Origin of the sequence: Neobacillus niacini, assembly GCF_031457145.1 — a bacterium.
GTDB lineage: Bacteria > Bacillota > Bacilli > Bacillales > Cytobacillaceae > Neobacillus > Neobacillus niacini_J.
In genome coordinates this window covers 161,450-181,914 of the sequence record NZ_JAVDVZ010000011.1, presented here as the reverse complement: position 1 = coordinate 181,914, position 20,465 = coordinate 161,450, and the positions used below count along the sequence as shown (strand labels likewise).

The following is a 20,465-nucleotide window of genomic DNA, read 5'->3' as shown; positions in this document are numbered from 1 at the left end:
AAATATAAAATTGAAAACGTTGATGAATTTATTGAAGTAATTCGAAAAGCATTAAAGAATTATAAACCTCAAACGGTACGAAGAGTTGAAATACCTAAAGCGAATGGAAAGAAAAGACCATTAGGAATTCCAGCTATGAGAGATAGATTAATACAACAGATGTTCAAACAAGTATTAGAACCAATTTGTGAAGCTAAATTTTATCACCATTCATACGGTTTCAGACCAAATAGGTCAACTCATCATGTAATGGCTAGATGTCAGTTCTTAGTCAATAATGTGAAGTTACATCATGTAGTAGACATTGATATAAAAGGTTTCTTTGACAATGTAAGCCATTCAAAATTAATTAAACAAATGTACAGTATAGGAATACGGGATAAAAGAGTATTAGCCATTGTTTCAAAAATGCTAAAGGCACCAATAAAAGGCATAGGCGTTCCAACTAAAGGAACTCCGCAAGGAGGTATCCTATCCCCCCTTCTTTCGAACATTGTTTTAAATGATTTAGATTGGTGGATAGCTAACCAATGGGAATGCTTAAAACTAAAACATTCTTATGCACCTAATAGTAAGACTAGAGCGTTAAAGAAAACGAATCTCAAACAAATGTATATCGTCAGATATGCGGATGACTTCAAGATTTTCACAAATTCTCATGAATCAGCTATAAGAATACATCACGCCACCAAAGAATATCTAAAAAATCAATTAAACCTTGATATATCTTCCGAGAAATCTGCGATTACTAATCTAAGAAAAAGAAAATCCGATTTTCTAGGTTTTTCTCTCAAAGCAGTATCCAAGCGTAATAAATACGTAGCCAATACACACATTTCAGATAACAAGAAGAAAAAAATACTAGAAAAACTTAGGTATTTAATTCGCGAAATTCAAAATAAGCCAACACCAATAATTGTTATGGATTATAACGTTTATATTCTCGGAATTAAAAATTACTTTAAGATCGCAACTCATATCAATAAAGACTTTGGAAAAATAGCCTATCGTCTAATTAAAACCATGTATAATCGTCTAAAATCAATTGGGGAGTATGGAAAACCAATTAATCCATCGGAAACATACAAGAGACTTCATAAGAATAATTTCAAAACATATAAAATTGCTGGTTTGTATTTATTTCTCTTAGGTGATACACAAACAAGCAATGCTATGAACTTCAGTCAAGATATATGTGACTATACAAAAGAAGGAAGGCTTAAACTTCATCAAAATCTTAGGGCTGACATTGCCATACAAATAAACAAGATGTTACAAATACCTTACGGTAAAGACAACTTAGAATTTGCAGATAACAAAATTTCAAGGTACTCTATGCAACTAGGAAAATGTGCTGTAACAGGGGGATTTTTGACATCCGATAAGCTGCACTGTCACCATAAGTTACCCCGACATATGGGGGGGACAGATGAATTTAGCAATCTTGTAATCGTACATGAAGATGTACATAGATTAATCCATGCTACAAGTGAAAAGACGATTGAACGATATAGGAACATTCTTCAATTAGATGGAAAACAATTGAAGAAGCTAAACCATTTTCGTAAAGTTTGTAATTTAATTGCTTTAGTCTAAGAGAATAAGATGGAACGCCTAATGCGGTGAAAATCGCACGTTGGGTGTGGAGCAGGGGAAAAGATGGAGATTACATCAAAATCTTACCTATTGCTATTAAGCTAACGTGGCAGGTGTGCGGCCGAGCCTAGGTCGTATCATATAGCGGGTGGGATTCCCGTCGAGCAAGAACTAGCCATTCACTCGTAGCGAGTCTTGGAGGGCTAAAGGTAACTTTAGTCTTTAAGCGTAGACAGTTAGGTGACGGCCGAAAGCCGAATGGTCAATTCGTGAATAAGTTGCAACTTTTCTAAACAACTTAAGAAGTATACAAATTAGAAGTAGGTGTATTATGGCGAAAAATAGTTATCGGTCATTCACTATCATTTCTTTAAGCATGGTCTTTTTACTAATGTCTTCCTGTAGTCAGTCACAAAGAAAAGAGGAAGAATACAAGACGAATAAAACTCCCCGAGAGGTTTTAGGTTTCTATACAGAACAGGAAGGAACATTACCAGGGTCTCAACCTACAGTTAACTCACAATTCACTAATTTAAGTATCATTGCACCCTTTTGGTATAAGCTCGATGATAAACGACCAGGCAATCTTATAGATTCAGTTACAGTAGATAATAAAAGAATGGTTATTCAGAGTGCTCATGAAAAACAACTAAAGGTATATATGGTTATACATAATCTCTTTTATGAAACCGAGGAGAAGGGAAAGCAGGTAGCGAGTAATATACTCCAAAACGATAAAAACCGCGATGTTTTCATTCAGAACTTACGGAATGAAATGAATCAGTTTAAATATGACGGCATTAATATTGACATGGAAAATTTGTATTTGAATGACCGAGATTCCTTTAGTCTGCTGATAAAAAAATTGTCTGATGCTCTTCATCGAGATGGAAAAGTGGTTACGGTTTCGGTCCCGGCAAACACAGGTGATTCCCGTGCTAATCCCTGGTCACCATGGTTTGATTACGAAAAGATTGGTCAATATTCAGATGGGTTAATGATTATGACATACGATGAACACAACCCAAGAACAGAACCCGGGTCATCAGCATCAGTCGATTGGACAGAAGCAACGATTCGTTATGCTTTGAAACATGAAGTACCACCATCAAAAATTTTACTCGGTATCGCAGGTTATGGATGGGACTGGGATACAACAGCAGGCGAAGCCAAGTATAGCTCCTATGAATATTTAATGGGTCAGAAAACAAAATATAAAGCTAATGTTCTATGGGACTCCCGTTCGCAAACACCTCATTTCGGTTACGTAGATGAAGAACAACATAGCCACCAGGTTTGGTTTGAGAATAGCGATAGTCTGCGGCATAAGCTAGACCTTGTAGAAAAATATAACTTACGGGGAATCGGGATTTGGCGACTTGGCTTAGAAGACCCAAATTACTGGACGACCATACCTGAGAAAATAAAAGTAAAAAAGTGATCGAATGGTCTTCCAAGAAACAAGGAATGCTTCAGATGAAAGTGTCAAGTTTGAATTTGAACTAACGGGGGTTCGATACGAAGATCCAGCTGCGAAAAATTCTTGGTGGCTTTTTCTTATTCAGCTACGGGTGAGGTTACGTCAATGTAGATAATGAACGTCCTGTGACATTACTCTCCTTAAAGATCCGAACTGTTTTACTCTAAATCTAAAAAACTCTGTTATATATTTCTTGTCCTGGGACAAACTTATTTAGTCAGATTCAATTCAAGGAGGAATCAAATATGGCAAACGATATCAAACAGGAAATGGAACGCATTTGGGCAGAAACGTGTGGTTCATGGGAAAACTGTACTGAGGAAAACATTCAGTCTTTCTTAGCACAATGCCTAGAAAAGAGTATAGACCCGCAATATTGTATGAGTTGGGTAGAGAATCATAGCAACCAAATCCCTAATTGGTCAGCCGTTTCAAAGGTATCTCTTGATTGGGTAAATGAACATACTTCAACTGGTTCGCCAATTAACGGACATGAACCTCAGTAACAAGGAGAGACACACTCTCCTCTTTTTTATGCTTTGAGGTTTTTACCTTCCTGCTTCAAATATAGCACTATAAAGTTTTTAACTTTTTTTAACAAGGTTCAACGACTTTTGTTATTCTGGTAAAGGGGAGATTAGCGACATAAGCTCCCTATAACTTTCATTACCTTATCTTGCTCGATTATTATGGGAGATTTAGAAGTATTCTACTTAAAGTAAGAGGGGCGTTTGTTCAATAAGAGATTAGGCTTATTGAACCATTTTTTTGAGATGAACTAGTATATATGGATAAGAAAAAGACCATCTAGTAAGGATGGTCTTTAAACGCGTTTTGTTCCAACATATCTTGGATGCCAATATGGGTTGTTTGTGCTTGTAATCATGACTCCTTTTGATGAAGAAGCCATAATCATTTTACCATTCCCGATATACATGGCAACATGTGTTGGGCTACTTGCCTTGGTTGGAGCATAAAACATTAAATCACCTGGTTGAATATAATTATAGATACGATATCCGTTACCGTAGAACATTTGGGCGGCTGTGCGATTTAGTGTTTTTCCAGCCCTTGCGTAAGAATACTTAATAAGTCCTGAACAATCAAAACCACTTGGTGACATCCCGCCCCATTGATAAGGTACTCCAATATTAGACTTCGCAACCGAAACTGCTTTTGTATGATAATAAGCTGCTTCCACTTTATCACCCATGTTAGCAAACAAAGAGCTGAAAGAAACTATAATGACAAAAGCTACGACGAATTTCTTAAGCATGTTTGTTACCTCCTAGTGTGATTTGGTAGTTTAAATATACTAGAAAGGTGTAACAGTAATATCACAGCAAAATTACAAATTCATTAAAAATTATTTTGATATAATTTTATGTTTGTCTCCTATTGTTCAATAAGAATATCAAAAGCATTCATTAACAGAGCCAACAAAAAACAAATGATTTTTGACAAAAAAGTAAGACCCTTAGATTTATGAAAATCAAGGGTCTTACCTAATATTAAAAAATAATCTAATTATGGGTCTTTTCAAGAGCTAGTTTTATACCAAAACCTATCAGTATAGTACCTGTAATTCCTTCAACAATATTTTGTGTTGTAGGTTTTTTCATAAAAGCACTAATCTGATTAATTAAATAGACATAAAGTAAAAACCATATGGCAGTCAATACAGTATAAGTGATACCCATTATTAGAAACGGTAAAAAGGTATTGCTTCCAAAGTCAACGAATTGAGGCAAAAATGTTAAGAAAAAGACAGCAACTTTGGGATTAAGTATATTTGTAAGGAAGCCTTGTTTAAAACAAGACGTGTTTACAAACTGGCTTTTTGTGTTCATCTCAAGGCTTGCTGCTTCTTCCTTTTTCTTCAAAGACCATAATGTCTTAATGAGTCCGGGTAATCCCTTAAATAAAAGAGGGAAGGAATCACGGAATTATTATTAAAACGAACTATTTTTGAAAAGGCTAAGGATGTAAATAGTATTTCTGAAAAACTTAAAATAATGGAAGATTTATAATAATGTTTTATCAATAATCCTGCGTTGATATTCAGGATTTTTTCTTTTTCAGCAATAGGACCAGATGGTAGAGCAATTCCTTAAAAAATGGTATAGATATTCTTGTCAGTGTATAATAGTCTTATACTAATTCAAAGGGGTCTTGCTTTATGAGCCAAAGAGTTTCTTACTATGAATTTGCTCCTGATGGTATGAAAATCATGATGGATATGGAAAAATACACGAAAACGACAGCACTAGAACGAAAACTTCGTGAGCTTATTAAAATTCGTGTTTCTCAAATTAACGGCTGTGCATATTGTTTGAATATGCATACAGCAGATGCTCGAAAAATGGGTGAAACAGAACAAAGAATATACTGTGTTAGTGCTTGGCAAGAGTGTGAATTCTATACAGAAGCAGAAAAAGTAGCTTTAGAGTTGGCAGAGCATGTGACATTAATCCCGACATTACGTGTTCCTGATGAGCTTTATCAAAGAGTGCGTGAACATTTTGATGAGAAACAGTATGTTGACCTTGTTCTAATAATTAATCAAATTAACAGTTGGAATAGAATTTCTATTGCAATGGGCAATAGAGCCACTGAAAAATAATTACTCTAAATCGCATTTTTAATCTTCCGCAATCGGGCGCGTTTATGGAAGATCATAAGCCTAATTCCTCGATAAAAAACATGGAGGGATTAGGCTTTTTTATATTTCAAAATCATTTAATTTATCCTATTGGTAAACGCGTTGGCAGCAATTGGTATATATCATGGCAAAACTGCTGGTGAAAAACATGGCAGAGGTGGTACATTTTATTGGCTGTAATCATCTAAAACATTAAATGGAATATTGTATAATTAATATAAAATAAAAGAGTAGGAGCAAATTGGATGGGGAAGAGGAAAGATGATATTTCAGAAACTGGGGAAATTCAAAAAACATATACACTTATAGGCGCTGATAAGCGACCCTATGTGAGTATAACTCCAGGTACTTATGGCGGACACCGCAAAACTAAAGTTTATGGACGAATGGACTGTCCTTCTGCAATTCGCGCATTAAATAAAGGTGGCTATGTTAATAATCGAGTCTTTTTTGCAGATGAGCAAACAGCGATTGCAGCAGGATTCAGACCATGTGCATCGTGCCTGCCTGAAAAGTATGCCATTTGGAAGAGTCAACAAGAAAAGAAGTGAATACTAACTATACTAGATTTCGTTATAATATAGTTAACTACTTTTTGGAGGTACCTTGTATGCCTATTTATAATAAATTGGTGCGCGACCGCATACCACAAGTAATCGAAAGGACCGGCAAAAAGTTTACTATTAGAACATTAAAAGATGAAGAATATATAAAGGAACTGAAAAATAAGAGTTTTGAAGAATTACAGGAATATGTAAATGCGGAAAATGATGAGCGTGCTATCGAAGAGCTAGCAGATCTACTTGAAATCATTCATGCTTTAGCCAAATGTCATGGTGCTTCGTTTGAAAAAGTGGAGGAAGTACGCCGACAAAAGGCAGAAAAGCGCGGTAGATTCGAAGAAAAAATCTTTTTTATTCAGGTTGAAGATGAGTAATTCAAAAATTTATATATGAAGAAAATGGTAGTAAAAATGAAGGCAGATTGAAAAAATAATCAATATCGATACCAGCATAGCAGGTGAAGGCGCATGAGCTATAAATTACAAGTGGGAGAAATGAAAGCTTCCTATTTAACCGATAAGGAAATATGGGCACATTTTAATTACATTTTCTCTTCAAAATCAAAGAATTCGACTACCTACAAATTTGTTTTGATTAAATCCATACTAGAGAACTTATACAATGTTAATGAAAAGCTGGAATTAAACTATTCAGTTTTGTTTTCGAGCTTTTCCATAATATATTGGAATCTGGTTATCCATCATAATCTTAATCAAATTAATATGAAGAATAAAAAGGCTAGGGTACAAAATATACTTCATAATGCTCAGTCAAAGTATCAAATTCCAAAAACTCTTGTTTTTGATAAGCTTTCTAATGAATTGCAATTAGAAATAATTTATAAAGTGAAGAAAGAATGCAAGAATGATGTGATGGGTGCTTTATATGGCGACACGAAGTATACCATTTATGATTTTGATAATAGGAAGGAACAGCTAAGACTTAATAGTACTTTTTATTCTTTTATGCAGCGGTTCCAACGGGTGTTAAATTATTTAACGAATTATCATCTTGCTTTATTTTTAGAAAAATTCAATGAAAAAGGTGACACCACGAACCTTTTATTAAAGGTTGAAAACGTCTCTAAGCGGTCTTCATTGGATCAGTTTTACCAAGTACTTTCCTCCTTTTATAATGGGAAATGTTTTTATTGTGGGAAAGCAATCAAGAAAGAAAATGCACATGTGGACCACTTTATTCCTTGGAGCTTTGTTCAGGCAGATCAACTCTGGAATCTTGTTATCGCGTGCAGCGCTTGTAATTTATCAAAGAGTGATAAATTGGCCAATAAGCTGTTTTTAGAAACCGTAATAGAACGAAATGATACCCTAATTACGATTCCGGAACTTAGAAAAAGGGAAGACATGAAAGTCTATACCACCAAAAAACTAAAGGATTTATATTATTATTCAGTTGAAAACGGGTTTACTGATATTTGGTTGCCGAAAAAGATAATTATATAAAACTTTAATAATGCATTTTAATAAAAGTGGGTGAAGTTTTGTTAGATCTTACATATTTTCAGTCTCTGTTTAATGAAGACAATACAGAAATTCGGTGTCGAAAGGTACTTGACGAGGTATCACCAGTAATTAAGCCTTTATTCCAACGATTTGTTGACTCATTAGGGGTGACTCTTGGAGAAGAGTTTATAGTCAGAAGCTATGATTCTACACTTGCAACGACATATAGTGATGCCCGGAATCCCAGCTACGCGGAAAAGAAGAATATTTGACGACACCAATAATAGCCATCATAGCTAGGTAGATTAATATCTAATAAAACCAGGTCTTGTTTACGCTTCTGAAAATCATCCATCACTTGATCAAAATCAGCCACGATGAACGACTCAAACCCGTATTTATTTATGTATCATTGCAGATGTTCCGCAATTTTAGGGTCATCCTCAATAATTAAAATCTTTTGCACGTTGCCCACTCCTTTCCCTGTGAATTATCCCATATCCTTTTAAAAAAGAACAAAAAAACATTACATGGATGTAAGATAACTGTAAGCTTATTCAATTTCTTATTTCTATCATTCTTTATACACTATCAGTACCATCATAAAAAAAGGAGTTAACGAAAAAAATGATTTCCGGAATACTTGTTATTGTCGTTATACTATTTGGGGGCTATGTTGTCATTCAACAATCAACATCTGGTATTAAGCCGCGTACAGATTGGATGCTTAAGTCAGATGTACTTTATTATGTGAAATCAACGGAACAGGGTTGAAAAAATGTGGAATAACCACTATCGCTACACATTCACCGGCTATGATGAAAATGGCAACGAACAAAAGATCGTCAAAGTCATCGACCGAAAGCTGTGCCAAGATGCGTACTTAAAAATCTATGCGGAAGGAGGCTATGGTGGTGGCTGGTCTGAAGTAGCTAAGCCGGAAGTGCCTAGTGAAATTATGGACAAGCTAAATCATGTGAAGACGGACTAGAGGATAGGTTTTTGTCATTTTGATTAGATGAAAAAGGACCCAAGATTGGTCCTTTTTTTGATCTATAAACAGAATGTACGTTTGCGCGTATTGAACTATTTTGCCCGTAAGTTTGAGATTTTAATGTAGTGTACTATGATAAATTTAATTCCATTATTTGAGGTAGCAATGGCACTAGACTGTGTCCCCTTACTCGTACACAAACTAGAAACTATTTTAGTAAAGGAGTGGTGAAAATGGCACGTGTTTTATTTATTAATGCTGGATCAGAGGGACATATCAATCCAACAATTGGAGTTGTGCAAGAGCTTATTTCGCGTGACGAAGAGGTAGTGTACTTTACGATAGAAGCTTTTCGAGAGCGAATTGAGAAGACGGGAGCTACTGTACGAACATTGGACGGTCAAAAATTTATAAAAGCCTTTATCTCGGGTGGAAGAAATTATTTACTTGAAAGAATTAACGGTCTTTTACTTACGGCAGATATTGTCATACCAAACGTGCTTGAACAGATTGAAGGAGAACATTTTGATTACATAATCCATGATTCCATGTTTGGTTGTGGGCGTTTACTTGCTCAAATCCTTAAGCTCCCGGCAATCAATTCTTGTACTACCTTTGCGGAGACAAAGGATTCATTCGATAACATGTTGGATCAGCTTTCTACAAACATTCCTACAGAAGTGGCTAAAGAGATAAACGATGAATATCAAAGACTGACGGCAAGGGTGAAGGAAAAATATGATGTCGAGATCTATTCTCATTACGAAGTTTTTTGTAATCCTGCACCACTTACAATCGTTTATACAACTAGGGAGTTTCAGCCTTTTGGAGGAGCATTCGACCAAACATACAAATTTATAGGTCCATCCATTTCTACACGATTAATTGAATCAAACTTTGACCTTACAGCAATCAAAGGTAAAAGACCAATTTATATTTCACTGGGTACTGTCTTTAACCAAGTCCTTGATTTTTATAAACTTTTTATTAAGGCATTTGGGGACACTAATCATACCGTTGTCATGTCGATTGGGGAAAAAACTCTAATGTCTGATTTAGGGGAGATACCTAAAAACTTCATTGTAAAAAATTATGTACCACAAACTGAGGTACTAAAGTATAGTAAATTATTTATTACACATGGTGGAATGAACAGTACCCATGAAGGTCTTTATTACGGGGTTCCGCTAATTGTAATCCCGCAAAGCGCAGATCAGCCAATCATTGCCAGCCAAGTTGCTAATATCGGTGCAGGTATTAAATTACAAATGCAAGGCTTGAATGCAAATCAACTATATGAATCCGCAAATCATGTGTTAAACAACGAATCTTTCCATAAAGCTGCTTTAGATGTAAGGGGATTTTTTCAAAAATCGGGTGGATATCACCAAGCTGTTGATGAGATTTTTGAATTTAAAAGTAAATATGATATTTAAATTATAATTCCTCAGCTACCTTTATTTGTGTTTTTTTTACAGCAACTCCATTTTCATTAATAAGTGAAAAAGGAGTTAATTTTTAAAAGCTTGATTGTGAAGTTATAAACTTAAAGTAACGGTGCAAGAGTTAAAGAACGGAATCGCTACGGTAATCTTTTTTGTTACTGGACTAATAGGGAAGGTTAGTAGAAGAAGAAAAAATATTTGCTGTGATACTGGATGTATAGCGAAACGAAAATGAAACAAGTGTGGGGGATATTTTAATCCACTTACCAATAATTGTATTTTATTTAGTATAATAAAATTAACATTAATTGAATTTTAGAAAAATTTAATGAAGGAGGTATTTTATGTCAAGCATCGCTTACTTATTTTGGGGAATTTTATTAGCCATTGTACTGTTTGGTGTATTATTCGATATACTGTTTCCAAACAAAGTGAAGTTTAAAGATCAAGAACACGTCAAATCCACTAATCAACAATTAAACGAAAATGCTTCTTTGAACAATAAGAGTACAAATGAAATATGTGGATCTTTTTTACCCTGATTATTTGGAGGTTTAAATTTCACTTAAAAAATCTCCTCAAAAGAGTCCATCAAATTATTCGATGGGCCCTTTTTTTGGAGGCCATATCCCAAGCTAAAAATGAACCTTTTACTTATTGGAATAACGCAAGCAGATTAATAGAGGAAGGGATAATTTAATAATTTATAGAATAATTGAGTTACAAATGCTAGGTAGCGATTCTTGGTTTTGATGTAGGCATTATCATTGGAGGGCAACTTAACTGCATGGTAATCCAGAATATTCCGACGAATGAAAATGGGTTGCGCCATTGGATTTTTAAGTTTATTTCGATCGGTTGGTTCAACAATGGGACCAACAATAGCAGGGATGATTCTTACTTTTTATCAAAACGATTTTACGCCCATCTATCTCATCAGCGCGCTGTTATCACTTTTCTGTTTATCGATGATTTTTACGATGAAAAGGAGTGCTTAGCTAAGATGTCCATCAGTAAAATAAAAGAGTAATTATTCGGAACAGCAAAAGATGACCTGTGCATCTTGCGCCATCCGCATTGAGAAAGGACTCGGCAATGTGGAAGGAATCTTTCAAGCAAATATCAGTCTAGCCTTGGATAAAGATGAACGAATCAACAATCCAGCACTAACATACCAATTTTACTAGATAGTGACCTAATTTGAGGAGGAATTCAAAGTGAAAGTTCTTTTAATAGGAGCCAATGGGACAATTGGCCGTGCGGTTCGTAAACAGTTAGAAAGACATGAAGTGGTGACGGCTGGGCGGAATGAAGCAGAGTTACTGGTCGATATCACATCGCCAAATAGCATCAAAGAGATGTACTTAAAAATAGGGAAGGTGGATGCCGTTATTTGTGCAGCGGGTGCCACATTCTTTGGCCCACTGACAGAACTTACGCCTGAAAAGAATGAACAATCGATTCAAAGCAAGTTAAAGGGCCAAGTAAACTTAGTTCTCCTTGGTCATGAACACGTAAATAATAGTGGTAGTTTTACCTTAACAACCGGTATTATTATGGAGGACCCAATTGTGGGTGGGATTTCTGCTGCCATGGTGGGGGGAGCAATAAAAGCCTTTGTGGAATCAGCGGCATTTGAGCTACCAAGGGGAATCCGGATTAATCATGTTAGTCCAACGGTCATAGCTGAATCAATTGAAAAATATGGTCCTTATTTTCCTGGATTCGAGCCTGTTTCTGCATACCGAGTGGCTAAAGCCTATCAAAAGAGTGTAGAAGGTGGTCAATCAGGGAAGACATATCGTGTTTACTAGGTGAGGAAAATCATTTAAAAGGAGATATATGAAGATAGAACATGGACGTCTTGGCCAATTTGGAAATTTTAGCGGTGTTTCGGGGACTTTTGAAACAAAGGATGTTAGATGTAGGGGTAAGAGGGGAATCCACTCACAATGACATAAGTGATAACCCCCGTTTTGGTCTTTATCAATCACTTGTTAAAATTTTTAAATAATTCAGAAAATGTATTGACACATTTTTGTCACTATTATAACATTCATAATAGGAGTAAGTTAGTGAGTACTAACAAACATAGTTAGGTAGGTAGAAGGAATATGAGTACGGATGAAAAAATATTAAAAGTGGCAATTGATATGATTGCGAAAAAGGGATTTAAGGGAGCGACGACAAAACAAATAGCAGAAAAAGCTGCTGTGAGTGAAATGACTCTTTTTAGACATTTTCCGAACAAAAAGAAAATATTAGAAGCAGCAATTGACCGTTACTATTATAGTTTTCAGATGAAGGAACTTTTTGAACATAAGTTAATTTGGGATCTAGAAAAAGACTTATTGATGATTGCCGAGACTTATCACACAATCATGAAAAAGAATAAAAACGTTATAAAGATTGCCATCCAAGAAGGGCATAATGTACAAGGGCTGAATGAGCAGGTAAATAAACACCCAAGGCAATTAAAGGAATTACTTATTAAATATTTTGAGGAGATGAAAAAACGAGGACTTATTATAGACGACGATTATGAGCTAACAGCCATGAATTTCCTTTATATGAGTTATGGTCTTTTTATATCCAGATCTTTCGTTCAAGGTCAAACGATAACAACACTTTCAGAAGATGATGTAATTAAAGGGAGCGTACAGGTATTTATCAATCACTTAACTCCGAATGAGGTAAGTCGAGGAATTCATTAAACAAAAAAGGGAGGAATAAACATGCATTTAATGATTCACTTAACACACGGCCCAGAGGCACCAACACAAGCTGACCGGGCTTTTCTAATTGCAAAAACAGCTCTTAGGGATGGTCATCAAGCGTCGATGTTTCTTGCTGGAAGTGCGGTCCAATTAGTAAAGGAAGAACATCTTGACACTGTTTTGGGTGTTGGGGTAACGGCAACAGAGTTAAGGAATTCTGTTAATGAAATCATTGAACGAGGAGGCCGTATTGTGTTATCACAGGTTTCCTGCGGGGCTAGGGGAATAACGGAAAAGGATCTCCTTGGGAAAAAGATAGAATTAGGTTCTCCTAGTGTCCTAGTTGAAATGACTGCTGCTTGTGATAAAGTCATTACTTACGGATAAAAGGGGGAAAACGAATGGCCAGAATATGGGAAAAATACTTAGATGAGCGAGATTCAAAAATTTACTCTAACGCTGGATTAGGGACTACTTATGGTTTAGGTCAAAAGCCTGCACTCCTAATTGTAGATGTCCAATATGGGTTTACTGGGGATGGACCAGAAGAAATTGAAGAGGCGATCAAAACATACCCAACAAGTTGTGGAACAGCGAGTTGGGAAGCCATTCCATACATTAGAAGAGTACTAGAAACATTCCGTCAAAAAGGACTTCCTGTTATATATACAATTATTGAAGGAAACAAGAGCGGTGATAATGACCGTGTAGCAATTAAAGGTAACATATTCAACCATCCTCTACTTCTTGAAGGTGAAAAAGGAACAAAGGTAGTTGAAGAATTAGCACCTTTACATGGTGAGGTTATTCTCTCAAAGAAAAAACCTAGTGCGTTTTCTGGAACCCCATTGGTTTCCATTTTAACCGCTAAGGGGATAGATAGTGTAATTGTTACAGGATGTACGACTAGTGGATGCATTCGAGCAACGGCAGTGGACGCTTTTTCAAATAATTATAAAGTTGTGGTTCCAGAGGAATGCGTGTTTGACCGTGGTATTACGACCCATGCGATTAACTTGTTTGATATACAACAAAAGTATGGTGATGTCATACCAACAAAACAAGTTATTTCCCTTTTGGAAGCGCTTAATAATGAGGGGGAAAGTAAATGATTATTTCAAAGCAGGACGGAAAGTTAGTATTGGTAAGGCAGGATGAACATGCTACTCAAATGGGAACCGTGTCAAGGTTATGGGGAAACGAAAACTTTCAGAAGCTGGCGAATCACGAATCTGTCAGTTTTGGGATTGAAAAACATGACTCTGGATGGAAACAGCCTGATGATGAAGTATTGTTTAACGAAGCTACAAAGCGACCAACCAATTTTCTGGAGGTTAATTTACCAGAACATGTTCGTTTCTACGAAATTGGGTATCGAAATACCTTAAAACAGGATCCATATGCAGGAATGATGTTAGGAATGCACTGGATTGGACTATATACAAGTAGATTTGGATATGATCCAACCTTTACTTACAAGGTTTCAGATAATCTAAGAGGTTTCATGAATGATACCATTAACACAATCCAGAAAGAATGGATTGATATCAAGCAAAAATATTGGGAAGCACAGCAGAAACGAAGTGAATTTGAAGATAAAATTTGGATGCAATATGAGTACTTTCAAGTTTTGGATCGCTTAGGATTATTTATGGGTCTTAACAATCCTAAGGAAGTAAATGAAGTTACTTTGGGTCCAATAAGAATGGCGCGGGAAAGTGAGCCGGTATACTTAACCGTTAAATCTAAAGGGAATGGAGAATTACTAATTCATCCTTTCCCATTTGCTGATGAATTTAGCACTTGCGTCCCTGGCAGAAAAATAGAAGACCGTGACTATGAAAATCATCAGGAAGCAAAGGAAATAGTTATAGGAACCGAAAAAGAAGATATCCAATGGAAAATTGTTGCTAGATAATCTAACAAACTTTGTTTTTTAAATTCAGAATATTGTTAAAATAGTAAAAGCTAGAGTTTTAATTATGTACAGAGGTCCATTGTAATGTTAGTTGGTACTAACTAACTTCAAATGATTGCAGGTGAAGAGCCGTGAATGAAAGCTTTGTCCTTAAAAATGAATTTGCACATGTATCCGTTCAAATAGATAAGTCAGCAAATGGTGACAGGCTGTTACTAAAGGATATCCGAACGGGAAAAGTTTCTTACTTTGATCCTCTTGAATTAGAGAGTCTAATTTGGACTACACATAAGGATCTTACAATTCTATTAGACCCATCTCAAACTAGATGGATAGATGAAGCAGATGATCTGGAATAGAAGATTTCTATTGGCAATGAATTAAGTAGGGGGAATTAATTTGACTAAAGTAAAAGCAGCTGTTCTCACAGCTAAAGAAACGATAGAAATCATGGAGTTCCCAATCCCTGAAACAGGAGAAAATGACGGACTTCTCCATGTTGAAGCCTGCGGGGTATGTGGATTTGATAGTGAAGCCTATTTAAATGGCGGAAATGGGGTTTTCCAACTACCGTGTGTGATTGGTCATGAAATAGTTGGAAGAGTGACAAATTTAGGACAAAAGGCAGCAGAGCGCTGGGGGTTACAAGAAGGTGACCGCGTAGTAGTGGAAGAGTATATCCCATGTGGTGCCTGCAATAATTGTCTTACCGGTAATTATCAACAATGCTTTGATTTGCGATATGGAGCAATGAGAATTGACAATGAAACAACCTCTTTATGGGGAGGTTTTGCAGAATATATGTATCTGCACCCTAATTCTATCATTCATAAAGCGAGCACAGATGTTTCGCCGGAACTTTTACAATTATATATTCCCATTTCAAATGGTATCCACTGGGTTCAGGAGGTAGGAAATACGAAGGTCGGTGATACAGTCCTTATCCAAGGACCCGGACCAATGGGCTTAGGAGCTGTAATCGGGGCTAAAGAAGCTGGAGCAGGAAAGATCATTGTTACGGGGATGTCTAAAGACGAACATCGTTTGAAGTTAGCCAAAGAATTTGGTGCTACACACACGTTCTTTGCCGATACCCAGGATCTTGTTAAAGAGGTTCATGAGGTAACGGATGGAAAAATGGCGGATACGATTATTAATGCAGCGACTGCCCCGCAACAACTTGTAACTGCATTGGATCTAGCTGGACTCAGAGCGACAATCGTTCACTCTGGCACCGATGAAAAGTTATCCCAAAATCTAATGTCCAGTAAAATCACTTGGAAGCTTTTAACGATAAAAGGAGTCCTGGGACGTCCAACTAGAGCTGTTGGGGTGGCATTAAGGGTAATCGAATCTAGAAAATATCCGCTTGAAAAGATGGTTACCCATAGTTTTCCAATTGAAGATGCAGCTAAAGCTGTAAGGATGCATGCATATGGCGAGGCTGATTGTATTCATGTAGCTGTTGTAAACGAATCTTTGAAGAAAGAATGATAAAAAATCGGAGGTGGAGAATGTGAATATTTCTGAACTAGTAAGAGTAGGGGCTGTCCACGGGGATGTTTATACGGATGAGGAAATTTTTAATTTAGAAATGAAGAAAATTTTTGAGAACACATGGGTTTATGTAGCGCATGAAAGTGAAATTGCTAATTCTGGGGATTATAAGACAACCGTGATAGGCTCCAATCCAGTAATAGTAACTCGTGACTCCGACTCGAATGAAATACATGTTGTTTTAAACCGCTGCAGACATAGAGCTGCAACAGTTTGTCAGCAGGAGCAAGGAAATGCAAACTATTTCCGCTGCGCCTATCATGGATGGACATATTCCAATAATGGCGATTTAACTGGAATGCCATTTCAGGATGGATATGATGAAAAGTTTGACCGCTGTAAAATGGGGTTAATTAAAGTACCAAAGGTTGGGGTATACCAGGGTTTTATCTTTGCTAGTTTATCAGAGGATGTTCCAAATATCGAAAACTATTTAGGTCATGCTCGAAAATATATCGATTATGTAGTTGATACAGGACCTGAGGGAATTGAACTTAATGCAGGTGTTCATAAATACAGCTTTGATGGCAATTGGAAGCTTCAGGTGGAGAATACGATTGACCCCTATCATTTAAGTGTTACCCATCGCAGTTTCTTTAATTTGATAGCGAACAAAACAGGAAAGAGAATAAATTTTTCAAAGATGCATAAGAACGAAAAAATTCGTGACCTAGGGAATGGACATTCCTTATATGAATTAGACGGGGACCTTGGAATAGGCGCATTGCCTTTTAATCTAATTATTTTCCCTAACCTTGGATTTGTTGGTTCTCAAGTTCGTGTCACTAGACCTATTTCCGTGAATAAAACGCATGTCAGTCTGTATCCTATCATGCTTAAGGGAGCATCAGTTGAGGAAAATGCCAGCCGGTTAAGAAAGCATGAAGGTTTCTATGGACCAGCAGGTTTTGGGACCGTAGATGATCTTGAAGTAGGCTTTGATCGAGTCATGGAAGGCCTGAAAGCAAAGGCGATGGATGGAGATTGGATGGAGATAAGCCGTGGTATGAATCGCGAAGTAATAGATGAAGATGGAATTATTACTGCCACTTCGAGTGACGAGGTATCTGCTAGAGCATTATACAAAGAATGGAAACGACTAATGGCGAGAGACTAAACTATTATTCTAGGAGGCATGTAAATGAATGAAGTTCTTGTAGACCGAAAGGATATAGAAGCTTTTCTTATAGATGAAGCCTCTTATTTAGATGAAGGAAAATTGAGTGAATGGTTAGACTTATTTACGGAGGACGCTTGGTATTGGATTCCTTCTAATAAGGATAACTACGACCCGAATACACATGTATCTATCATATATGATAGTAAAGAGCGAATGGATGAACGAGTATGGCGATTACAAAGTGGTTTAGCATATGGACAGGATCCGCAATCGAAAACAAGACATTTAATTACAAATGTAAAAGTTCTAGAAAGAAAGGAATACTCTCTTACGGTTAGCTCTAATTTTATTATTGTGGAATTAAGACGCGGGATCCAAACGATATATTCCGGCAGATTTGAACACAAGCTGAGAATCAACGGTCACTCTTGGAAGATTGCTTCTAAAAAAGTAGAATTGATTAATAATAACGAATTTCTCGGAAACCTGAGCTTCTTGTTATAAATGGGTGCAAGTATTATGAGTAGAGTGCCCGTTATCATATTAAGTGGATTTTTAGGGAGTGGAAAAACAACCGTATTATTGAATTTGCTAGAAGAATCAGAGCGAAAAGAGATAACATCTGGAATACTCATGAATGAATTTGGAAAAATGGATGTTGACAGCCACATTATAAACGGAAGAAGTTCTGTACCTATTCAATCACTTTCTGACGGATGTGTCTGTTGTAGTAAAAAAAGTGAACTGATAAATAGCTTTGAACAACTATTAAGAACGAACCCACAAGTCATTTTTGTGGAATTAACAGGTATTGCAAATCCAGAGGAAGTCATGGATGAAATGTTGAAAAAGGAATTAATTTCCAGAGTGTTTGTGAAAAGTGTAGTTACACTTGTGGATGCTGAAACTATTTCAGGGATAACATCTTTCGATATGAGGACCACATATGCAAGACAACTATCTTCCGCTGATTGTATTATCGTCAATAAGATGGATAATGTAGAGGATAGGCTTAGATCCAAAATGGAAAAAGTAATTAAAGAGTTAAATGAATCGGCTGAGATTACATTCACAACCTTAGGTAAGGTTTGCCTGGATAAACTTCTAAATGTTAAAAGGGCATGCAAAAAAAGCGATCGAAAGGATTCATTCAAAACCTCTAAAAATCATGAGTTGGCAGGAGACCAACCTTCATATGATTATTTATCAACAATAGCAATTCCTGTTCCAATCAAAGTGACTAAAAGAATGATAGAAGAGTATTTCTCTTGTCTACAGCCAAACTTAATTAGGGCAAAAGGATTTGTCCAATTAGAAGACGATAATAAGATTTATTTAGTTCAGCTTACTAGGAATAGGGTTAGCTGGGAGGTCTTTTTGGAATTTGAAAGTAATCCATTTATTACCTTAATTGGTATAGATATAAATGCTAATCAAGCATTTGAGGAATTTTCGAATATTGTAAAAAAACCAATTGATGAACTTTTGATGATCTATATTTAAAAATATAGAACAATAATGATTGGAGAAATACCTTTTAAAAGTAAATGTCACAATACGTCGTTAATTACACTATTCGGAAAATACTGAATTATGTATAATTAGAAGCATGCTAACTAGTAAAATATCACTAGATTAAAAGGGGTGTTTGAACAAATGAATCTTGAAGGCGAAGCGAAATTTTCGATGGATGTAAATCAGTTATGGGACTCACTTCTAGATGAAGAAATTTTAAAAAAAGTAATTCCTGGCTGTCATGAATTAGTCTTAAAAGAAAATGGGGAATATGATGTAGTTTTAAAATTGGGTGTTGCTGCCGTCAAAGGAGAATATATCGGTAAGGTGAAAATTGAAGGTGTAGATAAACCAAATTATTATATTCTCCATGCATCTGGCAGTGGTTCTCCAGGTCATGTAGAAGCCCAAATGCATTGTAGGATTTTTGAGATGGAGGGTGGATCAAGACTTGAATGGAAGTGCGACGCTGTTATCGGCGGTACAATTGCGAGTGTAGGTAATAGGGTACTCGGAGGAGTGGCTAAATTTCTAGCTGGCAAGTTTTTCAAAGATATTCAAAAGGTGGTCAAAGCTGTATCACTTGAGACAGCCGAAGATTCCACTGTAGAAGTCGAATAATAAAAATAAATATTGTTGTCCAAAAAAACTTAAAAGGTGGATATAAAAGAATGAAAAAAAATTATCGAGTAGGACTTATAGTCCCTAGCTCCAACACAACAATGGAAACTGAAATTCCTGCAATGCTGCATTCTAAGATGACTGAATCTTCAGAAGCTTCATTCACTTTTCATTCAAGCAGGATGAGAATGAAGCATGTTTCAAAAGAGGAATTATCTAAGATGGATGTGGAAAGTGACCGGTGTGCGGTCGAATTATCGGATGCCCGCTGTGATATTCTTGCTTATGCCTGTCTTGTAGCGATTATGTGCCAAGGAGCTGGTTACCATATAAGCTCTGAAAAAAGACTGTATGGTGCCACGGTTGAAAACGGGGGAGCAGCCCCTGTTATTAGTAGTGCCGGAGCATTAGTAGAGGGTATAAAAACCATTAATGCAAAGAAGGTCTCCATTATTACGCCGTACATGAAACCATTAACTGAGACGGTAATTGATTATTTAGAACAAAGTGGGATTGAAGTGATTGATTCGATTAGTCTTGAAGTACCAGATAATTTGGATGTTGGGCGATTAGATCCAAATAATCTGCCTGCCATTGCAAAAAAGTTAAACATTGATGGAGCTGATGCAATCGTTCTTTCTGCGTGTGTTCAAATGCCATCTCTCCCAGCTGTTCAAAAGGTAGAAGACGAGCTTGGGTTACCAGTGTTAACTGCAGGCACCTCAACTGTATATAAAATATTAAAGCAATTGGAGTTGGAAACATTTGTCCCCAACGCTGGAAGCTTATTATCCGGAAAATATTAATAAAAGAA

27 protein-coding genes and 2 pseudogenes are annotated in these 20,465 nt (G+C 36.3%); 26 read left to right on the top strand and 3 right to left on the bottom strand.

The annotated features are described in order from the left end of the window. The 3 genes from ltrA to J2Y03_RS21975 form a co-directional block, all read left to right on the top strand. The coding region (ltrA, locus tag J2Y03_RS21985) for a group II intron reverse transcriptase/maturase (RefSeq protein ID WP_310198316.1) at nt 1–1,596 on the top strand (1,596 nt) is incomplete at its 5' end. A gap of 331 nt (nt 1,597–1,927) precedes the next feature. After that, nucleotides 1,928–3,037 carry a glycosyl hydrolase family 18 protein gene (locus tag J2Y03_RS21980; protein ID WP_310198313.1) on the top strand — a complete coding sequence of 370 codons (1,110 nt, stop codon included), beginning with the start codon at nt 1,928–1,930 and terminating at the stop codon, nt 3,035–3,037. Nucleotides 3,038–3,321: 284 nt separating this feature from the next. Next, nucleotides 3,322–3,582 carry a hypothetical protein gene (locus J2Y03_RS21975; RefSeq protein WP_132093887.1) on the top strand — a complete coding sequence of 87 codons (261 nt, stop codon included), beginning with the start codon at nt 3,322–3,324 and terminating at the stop codon, nt 3,580–3,582. A gap of 317 nt (nt 3,583–3,899) precedes the next feature. Here J2Y03_RS21975 and J2Y03_RS21970 read toward each other — a convergent pair whose 3' ends face one another. After that, nucleotides 3,900–4,352: a C40 family peptidase gene (locus tag J2Y03_RS21970; RefSeq protein WP_310198311.1), complete on the bottom strand. Its 453-nt coding sequence runs from the start codon at nt 4,350–4,352 to the stop codon at nt 3,900–3,902. Nucleotides 4,353–4,599: 247 nt separating this feature from the next. After that, a pseudogene (locus tag J2Y03_RS21965) lies at nt 4,600–4,977 on the bottom strand (LysE family translocator); the annotation flags it as partial. 278 nt (nt 4,978–5,255) lie between these two features. Here J2Y03_RS21965 and J2Y03_RS21960 point away from each other — a divergent pair. From J2Y03_RS21960 to J2Y03_RS21940, 5 genes are all read left to right on the top strand, one after another. Further along, complete coding sequence (locus tag J2Y03_RS21960) at nt 5,256–5,699, top strand: carboxymuconolactone decarboxylase family protein (protein ID WP_310198309.1); 444 nt, start codon at nt 5,256–5,258, stop codon at nt 5,697–5,699. A gap of 284 nt (nt 5,700–5,983) precedes the next feature. After that, nucleotides 5,984–6,289 carry an Ada metal-binding domain-containing protein gene (locus tag J2Y03_RS21955; protein ID WP_310198307.1) on the top strand — a complete coding sequence of 102 codons (306 nt, stop codon included), beginning with the start codon at nt 5,984–5,986 and terminating at the stop codon, nt 6,287–6,289. 59 nt (nt 6,290–6,348) lie between these two features. Further along, a complete protein-coding gene (locus tag J2Y03_RS21950) occupies nt 6,349–6,675 on the top strand; it encodes a nucleoside triphosphate pyrophosphohydrolase (protein WP_310198305.1) in 327 nt (108 codons plus the stop codon). A 93-nt stretch (nt 6,676–6,768) separates the two neighbouring features. Then, the gene (locus J2Y03_RS21945; RefSeq protein WP_310198301.1) at nt 6,769–7,764 is read left to right on the top strand and encodes an HNH endonuclease; all 996 of its coding nucleotides are present in this window, start codon (nt 6,769–6,771) and stop codon (nt 7,762–7,764) included. Nucleotides 7,765–7,802: 38 nt separating this feature from the next. Next, complete coding sequence (locus J2Y03_RS21940; RefSeq protein ID WP_310198298.1) at nt 7,803–8,036, top strand: hypothetical protein; 234 nt, start codon at nt 7,803–7,805, stop codon at nt 8,034–8,036. Here J2Y03_RS21940 and J2Y03_RS21935 read toward each other — a convergent pair. Then, nucleotides 8,030–8,170: pseudogene (locus tag J2Y03_RS21935) on the bottom strand (response regulator); the annotation flags it as partial. The gene J2Y03_RS21940 and the pseudogene J2Y03_RS21935 overlap by 7 nt on opposite strands. A 221-nt stretch (nt 8,171–8,391) precedes the next feature. Between J2Y03_RS21935 and J2Y03_RS21930 the strand changes: the two are divergent. From J2Y03_RS21930 to J2Y03_RS21845, 18 genes are all read left to right on the top strand, one after another. Beyond that, a complete protein-coding gene (locus J2Y03_RS21930; protein WP_310198296.1) occupies nt 8,392–8,538 on the top strand; it encodes a hypothetical protein in 147 nt (48 codons plus the stop codon). Nucleotides 8,539–8,542: 4 nt separating this feature from the next. Next, nucleotides 8,543–8,755, top strand: coding sequence for a DUF1093 domain-containing protein (locus tag J2Y03_RS21925; RefSeq protein ID WP_310198295.1), 213 nt, complete (start codon nt 8,543–8,545; stop codon nt 8,753–8,755). A 236-nt stretch (nt 8,756–8,991) separates the two neighbouring features. Then, a complete protein-coding gene (locus J2Y03_RS21920) occupies nt 8,992–10,194 on the top strand; it encodes a macrolide family glycosyltransferase (protein ID WP_310198293.1) in 1,203 nt (400 codons plus the stop codon). Nucleotides 10,195–10,547: 353 nt separating this feature from the next. Next, complete coding sequence (locus J2Y03_RS21915) at nt 10,548–10,745, top strand: hypothetical protein (RefSeq protein WP_310198290.1); 198 nt, start codon at nt 10,548–10,550, stop codon at nt 10,743–10,745. A gap of 245 nt (nt 10,746–10,990) precedes the next feature. Continuing rightward, nucleotides 10,991–11,233, top strand: coding sequence for a hypothetical protein (locus tag J2Y03_RS21910; protein ID WP_310198287.1), 243 nt, complete (start codon nt 10,991–10,993; stop codon nt 11,231–11,233). A gap of 19 nt (nt 11,234–11,252) precedes the next feature. Then, nucleotides 11,253–11,390, top strand: a complete 138-nt coding sequence (locus tag J2Y03_RS21905) for a heavy-metal-associated domain-containing protein (protein ID WP_310198284.1) — start codon at nt 11,253–11,255, stop codon at nt 11,388–11,390. Between the two features lie 30 nt (nt 11,391–11,420). After that, nucleotides 11,421–12,017 carry a short chain dehydrogenase gene (locus J2Y03_RS21900; protein ID WP_310198281.1) on the top strand — a complete coding sequence of 199 codons (597 nt, stop codon included), beginning with the start codon at nt 11,421–11,423 and terminating at the stop codon, nt 12,015–12,017. Nucleotides 12,018–12,317: 300 nt separating this feature from the next. After that, entirely contained in the window at nt 12,318–12,917 is a 600-nt protein-coding gene (locus tag J2Y03_RS21895; RefSeq protein ID WP_310198279.1) for a TetR/AcrR family transcriptional regulator, read from the top strand. Nucleotides 12,918–12,938: 21 nt separating this feature from the next. Next, on the top strand, nt 12,939–13,307 hold the full coding sequence (locus J2Y03_RS21890; RefSeq protein ID WP_310198277.1) for a DsrE family protein: 369 nt from the start codon (nt 12,939–12,941) through the stop codon (nt 13,305–13,307). 14 nt (nt 13,308–13,321) lie between these two features. Then, complete coding sequence (locus J2Y03_RS21885; protein ID WP_310198275.1) at nt 13,322–14,032, top strand: isochorismatase family protein; 711 nt, start codon at nt 13,322–13,324, stop codon at nt 14,030–14,032. Next, nucleotides 14,029–14,838: a DUF3891 family protein gene (locus tag J2Y03_RS21880; RefSeq protein ID WP_310198272.1), complete on the top strand. Its 810-nt coding sequence runs from the start codon at nt 14,029–14,031 to the stop codon at nt 14,836–14,838. Before J2Y03_RS21885 ends, J2Y03_RS21880 begins: the two co-directional genes overlap by 4 nt. Nucleotides 14,839–14,969: 131 nt before the next feature. After that, nucleotides 14,970–15,197: a hypothetical protein gene (locus tag J2Y03_RS21875; protein ID WP_310198271.1), complete on the top strand. Its 228-nt coding sequence runs from the start codon at nt 14,970–14,972 to the stop codon at nt 15,195–15,197. 40 nt (nt 15,198–15,237) lie between these two features. Further along, nucleotides 15,238–16,332, top strand: coding sequence for a zinc-dependent alcohol dehydrogenase (locus J2Y03_RS21870; RefSeq protein ID WP_310198268.1), 1,095 nt, complete (start codon nt 15,238–15,240; stop codon nt 16,330–16,332). A 22-nt stretch (nt 16,333–16,354) separates the two neighbouring features. Next, nucleotides 16,355–17,512: an aromatic ring-hydroxylating oxygenase subunit alpha gene (locus J2Y03_RS21865; protein WP_310198266.1), complete on the top strand. Its 1,158-nt coding sequence runs from the start codon at nt 16,355–16,357 to the stop codon at nt 17,510–17,512. Between the two features lie 24 nt (nt 17,513–17,536). Further along, nucleotides 17,537–18,019 (top strand): aromatic-ring-hydroxylating dioxygenase subunit beta, encoded by a 483-nt coding sequence (locus tag J2Y03_RS21860; RefSeq protein ID WP_310198263.1) that lies wholly within the window; start codon nt 17,537–17,539, stop codon nt 18,017–18,019. A gap of 15 nt (nt 18,020–18,034) precedes the next feature. After that, nucleotides 18,035–19,018 carry a CobW family GTP-binding protein gene (locus J2Y03_RS21855; protein WP_310198260.1) on the top strand — a complete coding sequence of 328 codons (984 nt, stop codon included), beginning with the start codon at nt 18,035–18,037 and terminating at the stop codon, nt 19,016–19,018. A gap of 153 nt (nt 19,019–19,171) precedes the next feature. Further along, a complete protein-coding gene (locus J2Y03_RS21850) occupies nt 19,172–19,651 on the top strand; it encodes an SRPBCC family protein (RefSeq protein ID WP_310198257.1) in 480 nt (159 codons plus the stop codon). Between the two features lie 50 nt (nt 19,652–19,701). Continuing rightward, the gene (locus tag J2Y03_RS21845; RefSeq protein ID WP_310198255.1) at nt 19,702–20,457 is read left to right on the top strand and encodes a maleate cis-trans isomerase family protein; all 756 of its coding nucleotides are present in this window, start codon (nt 19,702–19,704) and stop codon (nt 20,455–20,457) included. Nucleotides 20,458–20,465: the final 8 nt, after the last annotated feature.

What these genes read in the sequence shown, in the direction of transcription:
- J2Y03_RS21950 (WP_310198305.1), top strand. Translation starts at nt 6,349, where the DNA reads ATGCCTATTTATAATAAATTGGTGCGCGACCGCATACCACAAGTAATC.
- J2Y03_RS21970 (WP_310198311.1), bottom strand. Translation starts at nt 4,352, where the DNA reads ATGCTTAAGAAATTCGTCGTAGCTTTTGTCATTATAGTTTCTTTCAGC.
- J2Y03_RS21910 (WP_310198287.1), top strand. Translation starts at nt 10,991, where the DNA reads ATGGTAATCCAGAATATTCCGACGAATGAAAATGGGTTGCGCCATTGG.
- J2Y03_RS21895 (WP_310198279.1), top strand. Translation starts at nt 12,318, where the DNA reads ATGAGTACGGATGAAAAAATATTAAAAGTGGCAATTGATATGATTGCG.
- J2Y03_RS21880 (WP_310198272.1), top strand. Translation starts at nt 14,029, where the DNA reads ATGATTATTTCAAAGCAGGACGGAAAGTTAGTATTGGTAAGGCAGGAT.
- J2Y03_RS21915 (WP_310198290.1), top strand. Translation starts at nt 10,548, where the DNA reads ATGTCAAGCATCGCTTACTTATTTTGGGGAATTTTATTAGCCATTGTA.
- J2Y03_RS21975 (WP_132093887.1), top strand. Translation starts at nt 3,322, where the DNA reads ATGGCAAACGATATCAAACAGGAAATGGAACGCATTTGGGCAGAAACG.
- J2Y03_RS21960 (WP_310198309.1), top strand. Translation starts at nt 5,256, where the DNA reads ATGAGCCAAAGAGTTTCTTACTATGAATTTGCTCCTGATGGTATGAAA.
- J2Y03_RS21885 (WP_310198275.1), top strand. Translation starts at nt 13,322, where the DNA reads ATGGCCAGAATATGGGAAAAATACTTAGATGAGCGAGATTCAAAAATT.
- J2Y03_RS21845 (WP_310198255.1), top strand. Translation starts at nt 19,702, where the DNA reads ATGAAAAAAAATTATCGAGTAGGACTTATAGTCCCTAGCTCCAACACA.
- J2Y03_RS21945 (WP_310198301.1), top strand. Translation starts at nt 6,769, where the DNA reads ATGAGCTATAAATTACAAGTGGGAGAAATGAAAGCTTCCTATTTAACC.
- J2Y03_RS21860 (WP_310198263.1), top strand. Translation starts at nt 17,537, where the DNA reads ATGAATGAAGTTCTTGTAGACCGAAAGGATATAGAAGCTTTTCTTATA.
- J2Y03_RS21955 (WP_310198307.1), top strand. Translation starts at nt 5,984, where the DNA reads ATGGGGAAGAGGAAAGATGATATTTCAGAAACTGGGGAAATTCAAAAA.
- J2Y03_RS21890 (WP_310198277.1), top strand. Translation starts at nt 12,939, where the DNA reads ATGCATTTAATGATTCACTTAACACACGGCCCAGAGGCACCAACACAA.
- J2Y03_RS21930 (WP_310198296.1), top strand. Translation starts at nt 8,392, where the DNA reads ATGATTTCCGGAATACTTGTTATTGTCGTTATACTATTTGGGGGCTAT.
- J2Y03_RS21850 (WP_310198257.1), top strand. Translation starts at nt 19,172, where the DNA reads ATGAATCTTGAAGGCGAAGCGAAATTTTCGATGGATGTAAATCAGTTA.
- J2Y03_RS21905 (WP_310198284.1), top strand. Translation starts at nt 11,253, where the DNA reads ATGACCTGTGCATCTTGCGCCATCCGCATTGAGAAAGGACTCGGCAAT.
- J2Y03_RS21855 (WP_310198260.1), top strand. Translation starts at nt 18,035, where the DNA reads ATGAGTAGAGTGCCCGTTATCATATTAAGTGGATTTTTAGGGAGTGGA.
- J2Y03_RS21920 (WP_310198293.1), top strand. Translation starts at nt 8,992, where the DNA reads ATGGCACGTGTTTTATTTATTAATGCTGGATCAGAGGGACATATCAAT.
- J2Y03_RS21925 (WP_310198295.1), top strand. Translation starts at nt 8,543, where the DNA reads ATGTGGAATAACCACTATCGCTACACATTCACCGGCTATGATGAAAAT.
- J2Y03_RS21980 (WP_310198313.1), top strand. Translation starts at nt 1,928, where the DNA reads ATGGCGAAAAATAGTTATCGGTCATTCACTATCATTTCTTTAAGCATG.